This window comes from Phaeodactylibacter xiamenensis, assembly GCF_000759025.1.
In the GTDB taxonomy this organism is placed as follows: Bacteria; Bacteroidota; Bacteroidia; order Chitinophagales; family Saprospiraceae; genus Phaeodactylibacter; species Phaeodactylibacter xiamenensis.
Genome location: NZ_JPOS01000016.1, coordinates 45,725 through 64,526, shown reverse-complemented (window position 1 = coordinate 64,526; position 18,802 = coordinate 45,725). Strand labels below are relative to the sequence as shown.

At 48.9% G+C, this 18,802-nt stretch carries 19 protein-coding genes; 14 read left to right on the top strand and 5 right to left on the bottom strand.

What is annotated here, in order from left to right; genetic code table 11:
• Window positions 1-644 precede the first annotated feature (644 nt).
• Window positions 645-923: a BrnT family toxin gene (locus IX84_RS06360; RefSeq protein ID WP_052515816.1), complete on the top strand. Its 279-nt coding sequence runs from the start codon at window positions 645-647 to the stop codon at window positions 921-923.
• On the opposite strand, the gene IX84_RS06355 is transcribed toward IX84_RS06360, so the two are convergent.
• Window positions 874-1,947 carry a transposase gene (locus IX84_RS06355; protein ID WP_044217682.1) on the bottom strand — a complete coding sequence of 358 codons (1,074 nt, stop codon included), beginning with the start codon at window positions 1,945-1,947 and terminating at the stop codon, window positions 874-876. The genes IX84_RS06360 and IX84_RS06355 overlap by 50 nt on opposite strands.
• A 234-nt stretch (window positions 1,948-2,181) precedes the next feature.
• Here IX84_RS06355 and IX84_RS06350 point away from each other — a divergent pair, with 234 nt between their 5' ends.
• From IX84_RS06350 to IX84_RS06315, 8 genes are all read left to right on the top strand, one after another.
• Window positions 2,182-2,562 (top strand): hypothetical protein, encoded by a 381-nt coding sequence (locus tag IX84_RS06350; RefSeq protein WP_044217679.1) that lies wholly within the window; start codon window positions 2,182-2,184, stop codon window positions 2,560-2,562.
• A gap of 239 nt (window positions 2,563-2,801) precedes the next feature.
• On the top strand, window positions 2,802-3,275 hold the full coding sequence (locus tag IX84_RS32400) for a GNAT family N-acetyltransferase (RefSeq protein ID WP_052515815.1): 474 nt from the start codon (window positions 2,802-2,804) through the stop codon (window positions 3,273-3,275).
• 106 nt (window positions 3,276-3,381) lie between these two features.
• Window positions 3,382-3,921 (top strand): GNAT family N-acetyltransferase, encoded by a 540-nt coding sequence (locus IX84_RS06340; RefSeq protein WP_052515814.1) that lies wholly within the window; start codon window positions 3,382-3,384, stop codon window positions 3,919-3,921.
• 18 nt (window positions 3,922-3,939) lie between these two features.
• Window positions 3,940-4,935, top strand: a complete 996-nt coding sequence (locus tag IX84_RS30740; protein ID WP_052515813.1) for an alpha/beta hydrolase — start codon at window positions 3,940-3,942, stop codon at window positions 4,933-4,935.
• An 84-nt stretch (window positions 4,936-5,019) separates the two neighbouring features.
• Window positions 5,020-6,495 (top strand): S41 family peptidase, encoded by a 1,476-nt coding sequence (locus IX84_RS06330; protein WP_044217676.1) that lies wholly within the window; start codon window positions 5,020-5,022, stop codon window positions 6,493-6,495.
• Window positions 6,496-6,580: 85 nt separating this feature from the next.
• Window positions 6,581-6,937, top strand: a complete 357-nt coding sequence (locus IX84_RS06325; protein ID WP_152604942.1) for a hypothetical protein — start codon at window positions 6,581-6,583, stop codon at window positions 6,935-6,937.
• Window positions 6,938-7,022: 85 nt separating this feature from the next.
• Window positions 7,023-8,099 carry a ligand-binding sensor domain-containing protein gene (locus IX84_RS06320; RefSeq protein WP_081968637.1) on the top strand — a complete coding sequence of 359 codons (1,077 nt, stop codon included), beginning with the start codon at window positions 7,023-7,025 and terminating at the stop codon, window positions 8,097-8,099.
• A gap of 602 nt (window positions 8,100-8,701) precedes the next feature.
• Window positions 8,702-9,568: a hypothetical protein gene (locus IX84_RS06315; protein ID WP_044217845.1), complete on the top strand. Its 867-nt coding sequence runs from the start codon at window positions 8,702-8,704 to the stop codon at window positions 9,566-9,568.
• A 23-nt stretch (window positions 9,569-9,591) separates the two neighbouring features.
• Here IX84_RS06315 and IX84_RS06310 read toward each other — a convergent pair whose 3' ends face one another.
• From IX84_RS06310 to IX84_RS06295, 4 genes are all read right to left on the bottom strand, one after another.
• Window positions 9,592-10,503 carry a helix-turn-helix domain-containing protein gene (locus IX84_RS06310; RefSeq protein WP_044217668.1) on the bottom strand — a complete coding sequence of 304 codons (912 nt, stop codon included), beginning with the start codon at window positions 10,501-10,503 and terminating at the stop codon, window positions 9,592-9,594.
• Between the two features lie 52 nt (window positions 10,504-10,555).
• A complete protein-coding gene (locus tag IX84_RS06305) occupies window positions 10,556-10,999 on the bottom strand; it encodes an SDR family NAD(P)-dependent oxidoreductase (RefSeq protein ID WP_052515811.1) in 444 nt (147 codons plus the stop codon).
• Window positions 11,000-11,019: 20 nt separating this feature from the next.
• A complete protein-coding gene (locus IX84_RS06300; RefSeq protein WP_044217666.1) occupies window positions 11,020-11,889 on the bottom strand; it encodes a DJ-1/PfpI family protein in 870 nt (289 codons plus the stop codon).
• A 358-nt stretch (window positions 11,890-12,247) separates the two neighbouring features.
• Window positions 12,248-13,036 (bottom strand): nuclear transport factor 2 family protein, encoded by a 789-nt coding sequence (locus IX84_RS06295; RefSeq protein ID WP_044217663.1) that lies wholly within the window; start codon window positions 13,034-13,036, stop codon window positions 12,248-12,250.
• A 232-nt stretch (window positions 13,037-13,268) separates the two neighbouring features.
• Between IX84_RS06295 and IX84_RS06290 the strand changes: the two genes are divergently transcribed.
• The 5 genes from IX84_RS06290 (at window position 13,269) to IX84_RS06270 (ending at window position 18,793) form a co-directional block, all read left to right on the top strand.
• Window positions 13,269-13,706: a winged helix-turn-helix transcriptional regulator gene (locus IX84_RS06290; RefSeq protein WP_044217660.1), complete on the top strand. Its 438-nt coding sequence runs from the start codon at window positions 13,269-13,271 to the stop codon at window positions 13,704-13,706.
• 62 nt (window positions 13,707-13,768) lie between these two features.
• Entirely contained in the window at window positions 13,769-14,665 is an 897-nt protein-coding gene (locus tag IX84_RS06285) for an Rpn family recombination-promoting nuclease/putative transposase (RefSeq protein ID WP_044217658.1), read from the top strand.
• 210 nt (window positions 14,666-14,875) lie between these two features.
• Window positions 14,876-15,118, top strand: coding sequence for a DUF433 domain-containing protein (locus tag IX84_RS06280; RefSeq protein ID WP_044217655.1), 243 nt, complete (start codon window positions 14,876-14,878; stop codon window positions 15,116-15,118).
• Window positions 15,115-15,477 carry a DUF5615 family PIN-like protein gene (locus IX84_RS06275; protein ID WP_044217652.1) on the top strand — a complete coding sequence of 121 codons (363 nt, stop codon included), beginning with the start codon at window positions 15,115-15,117 and terminating at the stop codon, window positions 15,475-15,477. Before IX84_RS06280 ends, IX84_RS06275 begins: the two co-directional genes overlap by 4 nt.
• A 67-nt stretch (window positions 15,478-15,544) precedes the next feature.
• Window positions 15,545-18,793: a WD40/YVTN/BNR-like repeat-containing protein gene (locus tag IX84_RS06270; protein ID WP_052515809.1), complete on the top strand. Its 3,249-nt coding sequence runs from the start codon at window positions 15,545-15,547 to the stop codon at window positions 18,791-18,793.
• Window positions 18,794-18,802: the final 9 nt, after the last annotated feature.

Sequence of the window (18,802 nt, the reverse complement as noted above, 5' to 3'; positions counted from 1 at the left end):
GCTGCTGGCCGGTAGTCAGCGGGCGGGCGCGTTGGCATTTGGCGAATGGAGGGGAAGGTCAGGTATAGATTTATAGCATTTGGTTCAACGGAAAATACAATGTGATGGAAAGTCAAGAAGTGCTTATTTGGTGTCCCACATCCGTAAGATGGTCGGCGCGTTCATTGCTTCCGTCACGGCTTTTCTGGTTGCCGGCTTAGGGCTTGTGCATTTGCTGTTTTGGATACTCCCTTCTGTCATAGGTACGGTTTACATCGTTTTTTGGAGAAGGAAGGTACAGGGTAAAACGGTGGCGGGCAGGGCCTGAGTGTGTAAGAGCCCCCAATGGTCAGCCTGGTCAACAGGACGGACGGCCGGAGTATGTACGGCTTACCTTAAGGCAAGCACTTCCTACCCAAATCTACCCTCCCCCCGCTATTTATGCACAAAGCGTCAGTGTGCTGTATATTACAGTGATGCTGCCCCTATTGTGGGTGCTGCTTTCAGAAATAAGGTAAAACAAAAAAATTCAATTTATTTGCGTCGGTCTTGGTTTTTCAATATCTTACAAATCTGATGTATTGGGACACTTCATGGAAAGGTATCATAAAGTGATAATGTGTAGACGCCCGATGCGGCTTAAGTAAATACCCAAAACCAAAAAGATGAAGGCGTTTGAATGGGACGAGAATAAAAACCGAAAGAACCAGCAAAAGCATAACTTATCTTTTGAACAGGCTTCTGGTGTGTTCGAAGATGAGAACAGGCTTCAATACGCAGTTGAATCTAAAGATGAAATTCGTTACATTACGATTGGCAAGGTTCTCAAAGTAATCATCACCGTTGTATACACAATAAGAGACTTTGCTTTTTTCATTGCCGTACACTTTTATTTTACGGGAAGTTCTTTGAAAATTGGAAAGAAAGATTTAAAGCATGCCTGACATAAAATCGGACAGCCCTCAGTCCAATCTGAAACACGGACAAGCTATCGATTCGGTCTTTACGGCAGAATTTACCCAACTGGGCTGAGGTTCGGGCATCAAACTCGAACAAGATACAGATGATGAAAGCCAGGCTAGCCACGATCAAGAGATTGAACAAGGTTTGAGGCTCTTCAATCCTGGTTTTATGAATGTGGAATCCGCGAGATTTGATATCGCCGAAAAAGGTTTCAATGTGATACCTCTTTCGGTAATATGTTTCGGCTTGCGGGCCATATTCCAAGCTGGTCAACAGATACAAAGGTCGGTCATATCGGGTCCGGTCATGCCAGAACAAGACATTGACTGGCCCAAACCCTTGCTTAGTCACATACATTTGGGGCAGGAACAAGCTTTTTTGACCGATACTTGCGGCCAAATGGCCAAAAGCCGAAGCATTCTCCATGTTCGGATGATCGGCTACCAAAGTATCCTTCGCCGTTTTTAGCACGTACTCCCAACCGTGAGCCAAACAAGACTGTTGCAACTCGCAGCCGTCGAATTCGGCATCTCCCAGCAGGAAAATCCGGCAATCCTGTTCCAGGATACTGTCCATAAGCATCGCCACTTGACCGATAATGGCCACGTGCATGTGTTCCGGGAAATGGCCTTTGGGAGCTTTACGAACTACCCAACAAATGGGAATGGCTCGCCTGCGCCAGATTACACTGACCATCAGCGCCATGCAGTCTTTGCCCACACAGGAGCCATCGATGGCCAGAACTAACTCTCCAGCCTTGCTCAGAGAGTGGAGAATCGGAAGAAGGTAGGGTATAAAGTGTACCGTGACATCGGTCCACTTATTTTGCAACCAACGCTTGGCCTTCTTGACCCGACTTTCCAGGTCAGTGGGGTCTTCCATATGGCGGCCCAACTCTGATAAAGATGCCCGGCCACCTTTGATTAAGGCACCTAATAAACCAGATAAGACGGTTAATCGACGCAAGGCGTTGCCTTGTGGAACCTCAGATTGATGCTTTATCAACCATTTTTTAGATCTTTGCAGAACGGCATTTTGAAAGGGTTTTCTGCAAAGATTTTTAAAATCTCAGAAAACCCTTATTTTTTCTGTCTCTCTTTCCAAACTTTCAATGAACTTTTTGCCGAGCTAAAAGTGTACGGCAATGAATTGCTTTTAGGCTGATTTCGGCTCGGCCAGCAAGAAAAGATGAGCGGGAACGTTATATTGCAAATAGTTTAAGCAAACAAGATGAGGCATATGACCAAAAGAAAAATCCGTCTTCCTGAAGCGCTTCAATTACTGACAAACAACCGGCTGGACAGCAGCTACTCCGTCGAATTTTCGGACTCCGACCGGGTGGAGGCAACGGATGCGATCAAGCTTGGGGCGATCGGAGTAGATGTTCCGGAGGCTTGTATTTACTACGATGACGCCAATATTGCCGATGATGAAGATTTTGACGGGGAGTGGGTGCCTATTGAGTCGGATATGGCACATTACAAAAGCCATCTTCATATTCAACTAAGTGTGGACAAGGAAGTTAAACAATGGCTCGCCTCCTCAGATATCGACTTGGATGTGCTCGTGAGTGAATTGCTGACCGGGTTTTATCGTTCCTCTAAAGCCGTGAGCAAATAGACCTTTTCAAGGCTGCACTCCGTTGGCAACTTCGGCTCCGATAGCTGGCACGGAAGATAGGGAAGGCAGCCGGAGCAGGAACGGGAGGCCTAAACCCCACCACCCGCCACCTATACACAAACATCAGTATCCGGTTCCAGGATAATGACAAGCAGGAGCGGGAGAATTCGTATATTCCTGACGTTAAATACATTGCGAAAAAAGAGCGCAAGCCTGTAAAATGTGTAAAATGGAGCCCTGTGGATGTCATTAGATTAAGAAAAGCCTCCGATAAAGACAAAGCCGTTGCCGTTGGCTTTTACAAGAGCATTGAGCAGGAGGAGGGGGTCAGCTTGTACCGGGAAAACAAGATTGCCAAAGCGATATTGGAGGAGACCTGCTATATCATTTTGGCCGGCCACCGAGCCATAGGGTTTGTGATTTTCGATTACCGCTTTTTTGATCAGGGGTGGATAGAGCTGATGATCCTGGACGAAGCCTGCAGGGGTAAAGGCATTGGCGGGAAAGTATTTGATCTTCTGGGGGAGCAATGTAAGGCGGAGAAGTTGTTCACTTCTACCAATCGGTCCAATACCCGAATGCAAAAAGCACTTGCCAAAGCCGGTTTCTCTTTTGCCGGTCAGCTGACTGGCTTGGATGAGGGGGACCCGGAGCTTTTTTACTACCGGCTCAGACTACTAGACAAAAGGGATTTAATGGATGGAAGGGATTGATTTTGCGGGCTTGCGTTCCCCCCTTCCTTGAGCGCCGAAGCTGATGCGAAGGAGCTAGGGGGCTAGGGGGCGCGCGGAGGCAGGAAAAATCAATCCCGCCTCAGAAATGTCCAGTAGTTTACTACCGGCTTATAAAGGAAAAGAACCAACCAACGGAGCAATCATGACGGTAAGGGCACTACGGCAAGTGGAATCGGGCTTCTTAGCGGACATGCTTTATGAGGCGATTTTCATTCCGGAAGGGCACGGGCCGCTGCCCAAAGCAGTCATTCAGGACCCATCCTTGTCCAGGTATATTGAAAACTGGGGGAAGGACAAACTGGATATTGCATGGGTCGCCGAAGCGGACCACCAACTCGTTGGCGCCGTTTGGGGCCGCTTATTCAACCAGGAGCATAAGGGATTTGGGTACGTTGACGACAGGACGCCGGAGCTGAGCATGGCCGTCGTAGCGGAATACCGCAATCAGGGCATTGGAACGAGGTTGATGAAGTCCATTGCTTCAGAATATCTTAAATTAGGCGTGGAATACTTGTCGCTGAGTGTCGATAAGGCCAACCCTGCGGTGAATTTGTACCAACGGCTGGGGTATACGGTTGCCGGAGAGACGGCAACTTCACTGACGATGAGGAAAAGGTTGAAATAGAACGCAAAATGAATACCAATGCGAATAATATCAAAAATATTTAGGTGGGCTCTGAAGTCCATGGGGTTACTGTTGGCAATGGTCATTTTGGCGGGCCTTGTTTTCCGCCTGTTTGCACCTGTACCCCAGCCCCCCGGCGAGCTTATTGATGTTGGTGGTTTCAGTTTGCACATCAATGCCATCGGAGCACAAAACGACAAGCCAACGCTGCTTATTGAATCCGGAGCAGGAGCGCCCAGTGAATATTACTATTGGTTAGGTGAAATGCTAAAGGACAGCATGCGCGTTGTCCGTTATGACCGGGCGGGGATAGGATACAGCGATTTGAGCGATGCGTCCAGGGACCCGGAAACCATTGCTGGAGAATTGCACACCCTTCTGGAAAAGGCGGGGGAATCACCGCCTTATATTTTGGCGGGCCACTCGTATGGCGGGCATTACATTCGTGTCTTCACAGCGCTTTATCCAGACGAAGTAGCGGGTCTGGTATTCATAGATGCCCCTCATCCGAATTCAAGCGAAAGGTTGAATATGCCGCCTGAGCCAAAATTCCTAAAGGCGCTATATAAAGTAGGAGCAATTACCGGTGACCTGGGTGTCCTGGGGCTGGGCGATAGAGTCTTGGGGCCGATACTTAGAGCACCCGGACTACCAGAAGAAGTAACGAACCGCTATTTTGATTACACGCTAAATGGAAAATACCTATGGGGCTATCTTGAGGAAGAAAAAGGGTACCCGGAGTTAGTGGAAAAGGCTCGTTTGATTAATGACTTTGGTTCCAGGCCGGTCCGGGTGTTCGCCGGGACAAACCTGAACGAGAAGGCACTCTTAAAAATGGGTTTAAACCCGGAAGAGATTAGGACAGAAAGAAGAAAAATGCAGGAAGAGATAGCGGGACTTTCAACGAATGGGCAGGCGTTTTTTCTGGAAGGAGGCCATATTACCATATTCAGCCTGAAAGAAAATGCAGCCATCATTTGCAAGGAAATCCTAAAGCTTTTAGTGGAACTGTAAATCGGTTCACGACACACAACACAGGCACTGGAACAGGTGGTGAATACGAATGTTCCTGAGTCGCAGCACATTAATCAAACACCAATGAAAAACCTTTTAAACGTCATCATCATCTGTTGTCTTGCACTCCAAACTGCGGGCGCCCAGGATTTCGGCGATTTGCCCAGGATTGAGAAAGAAAAGCTATTAGGTGACCTGGAAATACTGTATCAGGGGCTGGACAAATTCCACTCCGGCATGTATTGGTACACGCCCAAAGACAGCGTGGACAGGGCTTTTGCAGACGTCAGAAGGAAAATCACGAAGGATTTAAATGTCCTTGAGTTTCACAAGCTGATCGCGCCGTTGGTGGCCCTTTCCCGGGAAGACCATACGGATATCTTTCGCCCTGCGATCGTGAAGGAAAAAATAAACAGCGAAGTAAGGTTGCTGCCCTTAAGCGTGGTCTTCCTGGGTAAACAACTCTACTGCGTTAAGAACGGCTCCGACTTTGAAGACTTTGCGCTCGAAGGCCAACCCATCGAATCCATTAACGGAGAAACGCCGGAGCATATAGTGGGCAACATTGGGAATCTTTTTGCTTCCGATGGGTTTATCAAAGCCGTCAAGTACAGTGATTTGGAAGGGTTGAGCTTTTCGGTCTACCACTTCTACTACTACGGGCAGGTGGATCAGTTTGAGATTAAGTTCAAGGGCATTAGCGAGCCCGTAATCCTTCAACCGCTGACGGTAAAGGCGATTACCAGGCACCTGAACGACAGGTATGGCAAGCCCAAAAACACGGAGGAGGAGGTGTTGGAATACAAAATACTCAATGACTCGGTAGCCTATCTGGGCATTCATACTTTTGGCAATGGTGAAATAAGAGCGCATTCAAAAGAAAAGAAGCTGAGTGTTTTCCTGAGGAACAGTTTTAAATCCATACGGGAAAATGATATTCAAACCCTCATCGTGGATGTCAGCCAAAACACCGGCGGGTCGGAGGGCAATGAAGGGTTGCTGTATTCCTACTTCGGCGACAACTATCAGAAATACAAAAAGGTGAGGGTGAAGGCTCAAAAGGCGGTGTTGGATAATGGAACCGACAAGCCCATTACCCTAAAGGCATTCGGCTTTTTTGAAAGGCTGCTGACCAACCGGAAAATGGAGGACGGCTCTTTGGAAAGAAGAGCGGCACCCGGCAAAGGGCTGATGGCCTACAAGAAGGAGCCGGATTACAAATTCAGGGGCAAAACGTACGTCCTGATCAGCCCGGCCACCTATTCCGGGGGCAGTGAATTCAGCAATATGATGTACAGTCAGGGTTTAGCCACATTTGTCGGGCAGGAAACCGGAGGGGGCTACTACGGGAATACAAGCGGCTACGGCCGGGCATTGGTGTTGCCAAATTCGAAGATTAAGGTGTCCGTCCCGGCTTTGCAGTTTGTGATGAATGTGAAGCCCACACTGCCCTTTGGCAGAGGGGTGATACCTCACTATGAAGTTATCCCTACCTTTGACGCGTATGTCAATGGGGAAAATGTCTGCTTGAACTATGTTTTAGAGCGATTGGAAAACTAAGCATTACTGGTTTGCAGGGTAGGGGTTCATGAGGGTAAGAGCCCGTTAGCCAATGCAGTTGAATGGAAATTAAAAAATGCAATTCATGGAATCTAAGCAAATAGGTAAAACGGAAACTATGGTGGTGGCTGCCATTATTTTTGCAATTGCTGTGGGGAGTAACTTTTCAGAGAAATGGCTAGTTGAGGCAGGTGGTCAGTTTGAAATTTTTGGAAACTTAGGCATTATATTGGTAATTGGCCTGCTTTGGAGATGGCAGTACATGGGGAGAATAGTTTCCATATTATCCTCATTGGCCATTTTAGCCATACTAATGAGCATGGTAATGACCCAGTCCATTTCAATACCCTTTCTAATTTTGCTTACAGGGCTGTCCATTGCTTTTTACCTGACCACCTTCTCTCGTGCTGTTAGTGACTATCTGAATAAGGTAGGGGAATAAAGGAGAACTATCTTTTGCAATGCATTGAATTGCTGGTTGCTGCTCCCCGGTTCCTTAGGCTCCATTACATTCCAATTGCAACACCATGACAACCATATACACCACATTCCGAAAAACAAGCCTGTTGGCCGCTATCTTGTTGTGGATAATGGCCTCTTCCTGCAACGGGCAGGCAGAGACCCGGTCGAAAACAGAACAGGATGGAGCTGCGGTCGATAATTCAGCTACTTTTAAAGATCCCCTCTTCTTTATTGACGGGCAGTTGTGTCAGCACCTCCGTGAAATCTATCAGGACAAATCGGGTGATCTTTGGTTCGGTACGAATGTATACGGGCTGATGCGCTACGATGGGGGCACGCTGGAGTACATCACAAAGCAAGAAGGCTTCAGCGGGGGCAGGGTGACCGGGATTGCAGAGGATAGCGAAGGGAACCTATGGGTGGCTACCGGTTTTGGGCTTAACAAATACGACGGGCACTCCTTCAGTATATTCAAGGAAGAAGACGGGCTGCTGAATAGCGAAATATGGTCGATGTATATCGACTCCGGAGGCGTGATTTGGATCGGGCACAATGAAGGGCTTAGCCGTTTTGATGGCACGAAATTTAAAAATATTGCTATCCCAAAGCCTGAAGTCAAAGCGCCGAATACGGTCTACTCTGCCAATCGGATAACAGATATAGCCGAAGATCAAGCCGGAAATCTATGGTTAGGCACGGATGGCTACGGCATTATCAGGTACGATGGCCGGACCTTTACCTCGTTAACCACGGCAGACGGGCTTTGCGACAATACCATTTACGATTTGATGGTTGACCAGAAAGGAAATTTGTGGATTGGCACCTTTTGGGGCGGCGTCTCCAAATACGATGGGCAAACCTTTACGAATTATACCCGGGATGGCCTCGTCAATGGCGTTGAAGCCGGCGACTTCTATGAGGATACTAATGGTGATATTTGGTTTGGGGTGGAAAACAACGGGGTGTACCGGTACGATGGGAAGGCTTTTCAGCATTTTGCGCAGGCGGATCTGTCCGGGGCTTCGATCCTGAGTATTCACAGAGACCGGGAAGGCCGCTTTTGGTTGGGCGGATGGGGCGGCTTGTTCCGTTATGACAAGGGAATCTTTGCCCCTGTGACAAAAGACGTGCCCTGGGAATAAAGGCATCTATACTCGGAACGGAGAGGTTTGGGCGTTCACCCGACGCACGAGTATGCCGGTACGCACAGGTATGCCGACCCGCCTGCCTTTGCATGTCGGGCAGGCACGAAGTCATGTTTGGTCCCAAACTACTTCGTCGTCGGTATAATGACAAACTTGCTTCGAAGAGGGGCTTCAGTATCTCTTGATTTTCAGGGGTAAATTGCTGGTGTGAACGGGGACGTGTGGCCTGAGCTTCAAGGCAGGTGGCGACTTTGGAGTCGCGGCCTGACAGGCAGGGCATCGTTTAAGGGCTTGTTGGGATTTTGCTTTTGGAGCGAACATAGCCAAATTTTGTTCTGATCAAGGCGTGATGAGGGAACATAGCCTTAGCTACGTGACCGAAGAATAACGAAGAGCAGGACAAAATTTGGCAAGAGCAGCCCAAAGTGTAAAATCCAAACAAGCTCTAAAGCATATTCCGTATATTCAGGCAGTGCTGCCCACCGTTTATGCAGGGGGCACTATTGAGCAGTTTATCAGCTCCTTAATTGCTCAGACTCGATTACAGATCAAAAACGGTCATTTTGACCCCGGAAAACGCAAACCTGACAATATCAGATATGAACGAAAAAGACCTGCAAAAACAGCTCGATCAGCAAATGAAGGCGCAGAACAACCGGGCAATCGCCGATTTTGAAGGGTATTCCCCTCTGGAAATGCGCCAAATTATGTATGACACCTTCGGGGCGGAAAGCCCGCTGCAACTTAAAAAGGCAACGGAGGCAGACTACCGGAAAGTGCCCCTTCTCAATCAGGTCAAGTACCTGTGCGGGCTGATTGAGCAAAGCGGGGAGCTTAAACTTACTGCAAAGGGTTTTCTGCCGACCAAAATAGTGGCGGACATCTATCAGCAGGGGTTTATGAAAGAGATGCAGTTTGAAAAGGGCATCTCTAAGCTGTACAAAGAGACGGATTCCCTGACCATCAACCTGACCCGCTTGCTGATTGAAATAGCAGGCCTGGTAAAAAAGCGGCAGGGGAAATTAAGCCTGACTAAAAAAGGGACGCAAATCCTGGCCGATGACCAAGAGCTGCTCCGCCTGCTGTTGCTGACCTTCGCCACCAAATTCAACTGGGCGTACTATGATGGGTACGGTGAGAATCAGATCGGGCAGCTGGGGTACGGGTTTTCCCTGATCCTGCTGTCGAAGTACGGAGCGGAAAAGCGATTGGAATCGTTTTATGCCGAGCGGTATTTTAGGGCTTTCCCGCAGCTGTTGCAATCCATTCAACCGACCTCCTATCGTACCCCGATGGAGTATGCAACCGGGTGTTACGCCGTCCGGACCTTTGAGCGTTTTCTGGATTATTTCGGTTGGATAGAAATCGAACACAGGGGCATGGGGTTTGACCGAAAAACCTATATCAGCAAGACCGATTTGTTTGACTGCTTCATTCAATGTTTACCGCATGGCACCGGGCTGTAGTGTTGGCAGAATGAGGCGGTTGCTTAATTCAGGTTTCTGAATTCACTTGGGCTAAAACCGGTTTTTGACTTGAATAAGTTGCTAAAGTGCTGAGGATATTCAAACCCCAGAGCATACCCGATTTCACTGATGGAGTGATTAGAGCTCAATAGCATATTTTTCGCTTTCTCAATGACAAAGAGGTGTATGTGTTCCTGGGCAGTCTTTCCGGTTTCTTTCTTCAAAAGATCGCTCAGATAGTTGGAAGAGAAGCTTAACGCTTTTGCCAGGTACTGTACACTCGGCATGCCTGAGTCATGCACCTGATCTGTTTGATAATAAGCTTTTAAAAGCCGCTCAAATTTTGAGACGATGTCGGTGTTGAGGTTGGTTCGGGTATAAAACTGACGGTCGTAGAACCGGGTACAATAATCCAGCAAGAGTTCGATGTTGGATATAATCAGGTTCTGACTGTGCTTATCCAAATTTTGGCTGTATTCCTTCACTATTTTATCCAGCAGGCCCTCTATCGTATCTAGTTCTTCCTCTGACAGGTGAAGGGCTTCATTGACATCGTAATTGAAAAATGAATACCCATCTATTTTAGCGGATAGGGGGGATTTCCTGATTAAATCCGGGTGAAAAGCCAATATCCAACCTCTGGGGTCATCTTCTGATTCCGGCATGTCGCCATCGGACACCGTAACCTGGCCGGGCGCAGTGAAAACCAAGGTTCCTTCTTCATAATCATAGGAGTTTTTGCCGTATAACAAATTGCCACACCCAGGTTGCTTCAGCGTAACCTGATAAAGATTGTTGATGACTTTCACCCCTTTAAAATCGAATTGGGCGTTAAAATCTTTGGTTAGCACTACCGTAACCAAAGGATGCTTTGGCGAGGGCAGCCCCATAGCCTGATGCGCCTGAGCAATTGAATTTATTTCATAGTAATCCATATGGTCACGTTTTTTACGGTTCAAACATACGAGCATATTTGTTGTGCGGGATTTACATCCCCATCATTTGTTTTTGCATAGCGAAGAATTCCTCATCAGGCATCTTGTCTCTTGCCCCCAGCAATTGCTCGCAATCTGCACCCGCTCTGTAGCGTAGTTGGTCCGAACCGTCGGTTGCCGCTTCAAAAATAACTTCAGCAATCTGTTCAGGCTGCGTCATCGTTTCAGGATTCATAGCTTGTGCCATGGCAGCCATAAAAGTATTTACGAATGCATTGTATTCGCTGAGCTCCTGATTGTGCTGCATATCCAGGGACCGGCCTCCAAAATCGGTGGCAACGCCTCCCGGCTCAATTATCTTCACTTTTACGCCAATTTGTGCCATTTCCCATCGCAGGGATTCAGAGAAACCCTCCACAGCCCACTTGGTGGAATGATACAAAGGCATTAACGGATACGTCATTCTTCCGCCAACTGAAGAAATGTTGATAAACATTCCGTTTTTGTTTGCTCTAATTAACGAACCTGCAATTCTTTAAAAAGGGCGGCAACCGTTATCTTCCCCAGCTCATCACAAGCCTTGGGGCTATCTCCAGAAATGAGCTTCCTGTCGACGTGAGTGGCTCCCGTTATTTTATCGTTGATTACTTCAATGCCCTCTTTTTCTAAAGCTTCACACTGAAACCAGGTCAACTGTCCGGGCAGATAGCCCAGTGAAGGTGACTGCTTATCGAATTTATCCGGGAAAGCCACCATTTTATACCCTCTGTAAGGATTGGGGGCATTGCTTTGGTCTTTTGCTATCATAGCAGCAGGGCCATGACAAACGGCAACAAGGTACCGGTCAGAGGTTTCTATCCAGCGGAGCAGTTTGCCAACATTTTTATCGTCCGGTAGCCCGACCATAGAGCCGTGCCCACCCGGAAGAAAAAGAGCGATGTAATCCGAATCCCCTTTTAAGGCATTGCCTGCAACGAGCGCTTTTAGGGAGAGAGGGGTGTCAAATTTGGTTTGATGTTCTTCCCGGAATGCCAGTACTGCCTTATCCTTTATGGGTACCGACCACTCTTCAAGGATCGCCGGTTTCCCGGTTGAAGTGACTACATCAAAATTAAACCCTCCATTGACGAGATGCATTAGTGGAACCATAGTTTCCTGCACATTATTTCCTGTGGAAAAGAGCTTTCCATTGGCCATTTCAAAGTAACGCTCTTCGGTGCACAGCACTAAAACCTTCTTGTTCCCTTGATACTTCCTGCCCTCAAAATCGGTCGCTTTGTAACCGCTTACTTTGTCTACACCAAACTTTCTTCCCATTGGGGAGGGGATATAGCCGGGACCATTTTTTTCTTTGGTGGGTGCTATTCCGAGTACTTTCCTGATCATTGCGTTTTGTTTTTAACTTTTGTTCCACAAATATCAGTTGAGCAAAGTGAGGGCATTAAATGATTTCCCGGAAAGGCTAAATGAAATTACGGAAAGCGGTGCAGCCGGTATCTTGCAAGTTGGGTATACTCGGAACGGAGAGGTTTGGGCGTAATGCACAAACCCGACGCACGAGTATGCCGGTACGCACAGGTATGCCGACACGAAGTCATGGTTGGCCCCGATGGCTATCGGGGATAGCTATCGGGGAAACTACTTCGTCGTCGGTATAAAGACGCCAGCCCCAATAGTCATCAAGGTCACCATTGAGGCCGGAGCCGTCACACAACGTTAGGAAAAGTACAGAAAAGCTCCTCCGTTAGTCGTTTTTGAATCCAAACATCCCGTTGTCATTCGCCAAACCCTCGGTGGGGATGGGCTGAATGACATCCCAATGCTCCACGACTTTATCGTTCTCAATTCGAAATAAGTCATAGAAGACATTGCTGGTGTTATTCCATTGTCCCTCACTTACCGTCAAAACAAAATTCCCTTCACCCAGTACTTTGTGTATTTTGGTGTACTGAAACATGTTATTCCGGGCAGTTAGATATTCGACTGCTTCTACAATACCCTGCAATCCGTCCTTGATGCCTGGGTTATGCTGATGGTAGGTTTCAGCACTGATGTAGTCCGTAATTTTGTTTGGATTTTTGCCCATCAATACATCTTCAACGAGGGATACCGCCAGGGCTTTGTTTGCTTCGGTTTTGTCCAAATCCTCAACCGTTGTGGGGCCGTCCGTTTGCGTCCTTCCGCTGGCCGTTTCTGTCACTAATGGGGTCATGGCGTCCCAGTGTTCGGCTACCTTGCCATGTTCATCCAGCCGGATGATATCAAAGGAGACCATCTCGTCTGCCCCAAAGGGCTTGGCATTCCGCCAGATGTTGTGCATGAACACGTACTGGCCGTCCTGGAACATCCGGATGTTTTCGGCTGTGGTGCCGTTTTCCTGCAGGACCGGCAGCATTTGGATGAAAGGCTCGAGCCCGGTCGGGATAAACGGGTTGTGCTGAATATAATCGGCATTGGCCAGTTCCCGCATCGTCGCCGGGTCATTTTGTAAAACGGCGCCAAGGAAAGTGCCTACTGTTGCTTTGGTACTCATGGTTGAAGGTTTTGCATTAGTGTGATCAGATGAAGCAGCCGCGGGGGACTGCGCTGTTGAAGGGCTGCAGCAGGCCAAAATGCCCGACAGCAGTAGAAGAGGTATTGCTTTTTTCATTGCTTGAAGTTTATTACTTTTGTTATGCAAGCAAAATTACACTTTAACTTTCAAATTGCAAGTAAAAACAAAATAACTTTTGATTTGCAAGCAATATTTAACAGGAGCTTAACATATGCCACAGGATTTCAGATGCGACTGCCCGTTTACTTCCGCCCTCGACATCTTAGGGGATAAGTGGATGCTGGTGATCGTAAAGCAGATGCTGGTCGAAGGCAAGGAGACCTTCAAGGACTTTACGGAAAGTGAGGAGGCCATTGCGACCAACATCCTTTCCACTAAACTCAAGCTATTGGAGGAGGTAGGGATCATCATCAAGACCAAACGGCCGGGCAACAAAAAGACCAACCTCTATCTTCTAACGGATATGGGGCTCGCCCTGACGCCCATACTCGTGGAATTGGCCTCTTGGAGCGACAGCCACCTCAGGGGCCTGAACCCGTCTATCGTGGATGGGGAAGCTATGGAGTCGATGCGCAGGGATAAAGCTGCATTTGCGAGTGCGTTGGAGCAGAACTACCGGGCAAAGCTGGCTTCAATGGTTTACGAATAACGATTGAAACAAAATAATTCAAATAATTTGAGTTTTATTCGATTTGTTCTTATCTTACCTGCATGATACGGCGCGATATACTCTGGAAAGGTATTATTGAAGATTTAGCAGAAGACTTTTTGCATTTCTTTTTCTCCAAATACATTGACCGGATAGACTTTAGCAAGGGGCTGGAGTTTTTGGATAAGGATTTGGAGCGAATTATGCCGGAAGCGGATACCAAACGGCGGCATGCGGATAAACTGTTCAAGGCTTGGCTAAAGGACGGGCAGGAACAATGGTTTTTGGTACATGTAGAAGTACAAGGCTATCCGGATGATCAGTTTGGTTATCGGATGTTTCAATATTATTATCGGATCCTTGACCGGTACAACAAGCCGGTCACGGCTGTCGTCATTTATACGGATACGAACCGGGCTTACCACGCCACCGCTTATCGGACTAATTTTTTAGGTACGGAACAAATTTATCGCTTTCAATCGTTTGTATTGATAGACCACACGGCTGAGGAGCTACGAGCCTCCGGTAACCCCTTTGGCTTTGCCCTCGAGGCGGCCCGCAACGCACTGGATATAGGCAGCAAAGATGACCAGCAGCTGTTGGTCAGCAAGTTGGATATGATGCGGCATCTGCTGTCGTGCGGGCTAAGCAAAGCAAAAATCCGGCGGCTGTATAACTTTATCACTTATTATACGGCCTTTCAAAACTTAGAGAATAAGCTTAAATTTGAAGATGAGGTTCAAAAAATTACGAAATCAAGAAAAGCTATGGGATTAGAAGAAGCTATTTTGCAAGAAGTCAAGGAGCAGGGCATCGAGCAGGGCATCGAACAAGAAAAGCGCCTGGTAGTCATCCGCACCTATGAGAAGGGGTTGCCACTAACCGATATTGCCCAAATCGCAGAGCTGTCCGTCGAGCAGGTTGAGCAGATCATACAAACCTACGAAGCGGAGAAGTGAGTATCAGGGAAAGCTATGGGAATTGAAGAAGCTATTTTACAAGAAGTACGTGAGCAGGGCATCGAGCAGAACCAGTGTTTCAGCCCCCAATTGATCAGACCCGGTTACAGGTCATAAACTGCAACTTTGATAATGGTAAAAGTTGATCTCGGAACTAAATGTTGTTCATTTTTTTGATATTATAACTCTCCATTAAGGAAACATGAAACCATGAAAAATACTGAACCAAAATACATAAACCGTATAACCGTTGACCCGGAAATTTGTCATGGAAAACCTTGCATACGAGGAATGAGGTGGCCTGTGGAAGTATTATTAGATATGATGTTGTCCGAAATGAGTATTGAAGAAATCCTTGAAGATCATCCGGAATTAGAAAAGGAAGACATTTTGGCTAGTCTAGAATATGCTAAAATGCTCGTATCTGGAAGAACCATAACCTTGGCGGCATGACATTTAAAGTCCTGTGCGACGTTCATATTGCCTACAAGGTTGTCCGCTTTTTTCAAAGTAACGGACACGAAGCTATTCATATAAACGATATTCTTGATAGCTACCACACCAAAGATTCTGAAATTAGCCGTTACGCAAATGAAAATGGCTATACGGTGATGACTAAGGACGCAGATTTCAGGAATAGTCATCTTCTTAACAACTCACCAAGCAGGGTATTAAAAATTAGTTTAGGAAATATTTCTACCAAGAGATTGATTGAAATTTTGGATGCCAACCTCGATGAAATAGTGAGGCATTTTGAGGCCGAAAAGTGCTTCGTTGAATTAGGAGATGGTTTCATGGAAGTGATCAATTAACCATAAAACCAAATTTGGCTATTTTGCAGTTCTGATCCACCAAAATTGTTAATCCAATCTTGTTCTAATGAAACATTGCTCCATACTCACTTTCCTGTTCCTATTCGTTATTGCTGCCCCGCAGGGCTTTGCGCAAAAGAAGCCAACCGGTGGACAGGGCATCGACTCCAAACTGTTTGACCAGCTGAAATTCCGCAGCATCGGCCCGGCCTTTATGTCCGGCCGCATTGCCGACCTGGCTATTGACCCGACCAACGAGAACGTATGGTACGTCGCAGTAGGCTCGGGAGGCGTTTGGAAAACCACCAATGCCGGCACCACCTTTACCCCCATTTTTGACGATCAGCCGGTCTACTCCATTGGCTGCGTAACCCTTGACCCTAACAATCCCTACACGGTGTGGGTGGGGACGGGTGAAAATGTAGGCGGGCGGCACGCCGGATTCGGAGACGGCATCTACCGGAGCCTTGACGGGGGCGCTTCCTGGGAAAATATGGGGCTGAAAAACTCCGAGCACATCTCCAAAATTATCGTCCACCCTGATGATTCGGATGTCATCATGGTCGCTTCACAGGGCCCGCTGTGGAGCCCGGGCGGCGACCGGGGCTTTTTTAAGTCTACGGACGGTGGAAAAACCTGGAAGAAAACCCTCGGCGACGATCAGTATACCGGCGTGACCGATATGGTCTACGACCCACGTGACCCCGACCGGGTGTACGCCGTGACCTGGGAGCACCACCGCACAGTAGCCGCATGGATGGGAGGTGGAGAAAAATCCCGCCTGTACGTCTCTGATGATGCCGGCGATACCTGGCGGAAGCTGGAGACGGGTTTGCCGAAAGGCAAATGGGGAAAGACCGGGCTGGCTATCTCTCCCCAAAATCCCGATGTGCTGTACGCTGCTATAGAACTCAACCGCACCAAGGGCGGCGTTTGGCGGTCTGACAACCGTGGTGGCAGCTGGACGAAGATGTCGGATGCCGTAGCCGGTGCCACCGGGCCGCACTACTATCAGGAGATCTTTGCTTCGCCTCACAAATTTGACCGGCTTTACCTGATGAACAGCCGCCTGATGAAGTCGGAAGACGGCGGCAAAACGTTCACCAATATGGACGAAACGGCCAAGCATGGGGACAACCACGCCGTAGCCTTCAAAGCATCTGACCCCAACTACCTGCTGGTGGGTACGGACGGCGGCGTTTACGAAAGTTTTGATTTAGGCGCTTCCTGGCGCTACATGGAAAACCTACCGCTAACGCAGTTCTACAAAGTCGCAGTCGATGATGCCGAGCCCTTCTACAATGTCTACGGAGGCACACAGGACAACAGCACGGAAGGCGGGCCCTCCCGCACCGACAACCACCACGGCATCCGCAATGCCGACTGGAAGGTGGTCCTGAACTGGGATGGCCATCAGCCGGCGACGGAGCCCGGCAACCCGGATATCATGTACGGGCAGCGGCAGCAGGGTACGCTTTCCCGCATCGACCTGAAATCGGGCGAGGTCATTGACATCATGCCACAGCCCGGGGCGGGCGAAGACTACGAGCGCTACAACTGGGATGCGCCCATCCTGGTGTCTCCGCATGTACCGACTACGATTTACCATGCTTCCCACCGGCTTTGGAAGTCCACCGACCGGGGCGACTCCTGGACCGCGCTTTCCGGCGACCTGACCAGAAATGAGGAGCGGCTGGCGCTGCCCATTATGGGAGCGGTGCAGAGCTGGGATTCTCCCTGGGATGTGGGTGCGATGTCTAATTTCAATACCATCACCTCTATCGCGGTCTCGCCAAAAAACGCCTCGGTCATTTGCATCGGCACCGATGATGGCCTGATACAGATTACCTCCGATGAAGGTGCGAACTGGAAAAAGATCGAAGTCAGCGCCCTTGGCATACCGGAGCGCTGCTATGTCAATGACATCAAAGCAGACCTGTTTGACGAAAGTACCTTTTACGTAGCCCTGGACAACCACAAGGAGGGCGACTACAAGCCCTATTTGTTCAAAACGATGGATAAAGGCGCAACCTGGACTGCCATGTCCAATGGGCTGGGCGAGAAAAACCTGGTCTGGCGCATTGTGCAGGACCATGTGGATAAAGACCTGCTGTTCCTGGGCACAGAGTTTGGCGTCTATTTCACCATAGACGGAGGCGCCAACTGGACGGAAATGAACGGGGGCATTCCCACCATCTCCTTCCGCGACCTTGCCATACAGCGGCGGGAAAATGATTTGGTGGCGGCATCCTTCGGCAGAGGCTTCTACATCCTGGATGATTACACCGCCCTCAGAAGCGTAAACAAGGAGCAGCTGCAGGAAACGGCCCGCCTGTTTGAGCCCCGGAAAGCCTGGTGGTATATGGAGAAGTCTGTCCTTGACTTCGACGATGTAAGAGGCTCACAGGGCTCCCAGCTATTCGTGGCGCCCAATCCGGATTTCGGAGCAGTGCTGACCTACTACCTGAAGGAAGAAGTGAAGAGCCTGGAGCAGGTACGCAAAGACCTGGAAGATTCATTGGCCACCAAGCTTTCCTTCCCCGGCTGGGCAGCGCTCGAAGCAGAAACCCGGGAAATGAAGCCTTATGTGTACCTGGAGATTCAGGATAAGGAGGGCCGGGTCGTCAACCGGGTAAAAGCGGAGAATAAGCCCGGCTTCAACCGTGTAGCCTGGAACTTACGGGTAGGCGGCTCCGGAACGCTGATGCTCGATGGCAAAGAACAGCCTCTGACGGCTATGCTGGCTGCGCCCGGTGATTATACGGCCACGCTTCACGCCTTCGAGAAAGGGAAGAGCATCCGCCTGGCGGGCCCGGTAGACGCGAAGGTGGAGCGCCTGGGCGAACCCGCGCTGCAGGGTAAGCCGATGGAAGAGGTGGTCGCCTTCTGGCGAAAATACGAACAGCTGACCCGGGATGTGAATACCCTGTCTGTGCAGTTGTCCAACGCCCGCAAAGCCAGCTCTAATTTATTCCGTGCAGCATCAAGCGCTGCCGTCAGCAGTGAGGTCCTGGAGCGCATCGCTACTCTGCAGGCAGGCCTCGATGCCCTCGACACACAGCTCAATGGCAATCCCGCGAAAAATGAGATTGGCGAAAAAGGGAAACCGACGATCGGCAGCCGACTCTTTGCGCTGAACCGGGGCATTTCCAACTCTACCTATGGCCCGACGCCCACGCACCTGGAAACGGTTGGGATGATCACTTCAGAATGGCAGTCGATGAATGATAAGCTGATGCAGCTTAAAGGGGAGGCTAAGGAAATCGGAGCGCTGATTGTTAAGTCCGGAGGCCCCTGGGTGGAGGGCTTGGATTGATTGCTCCTC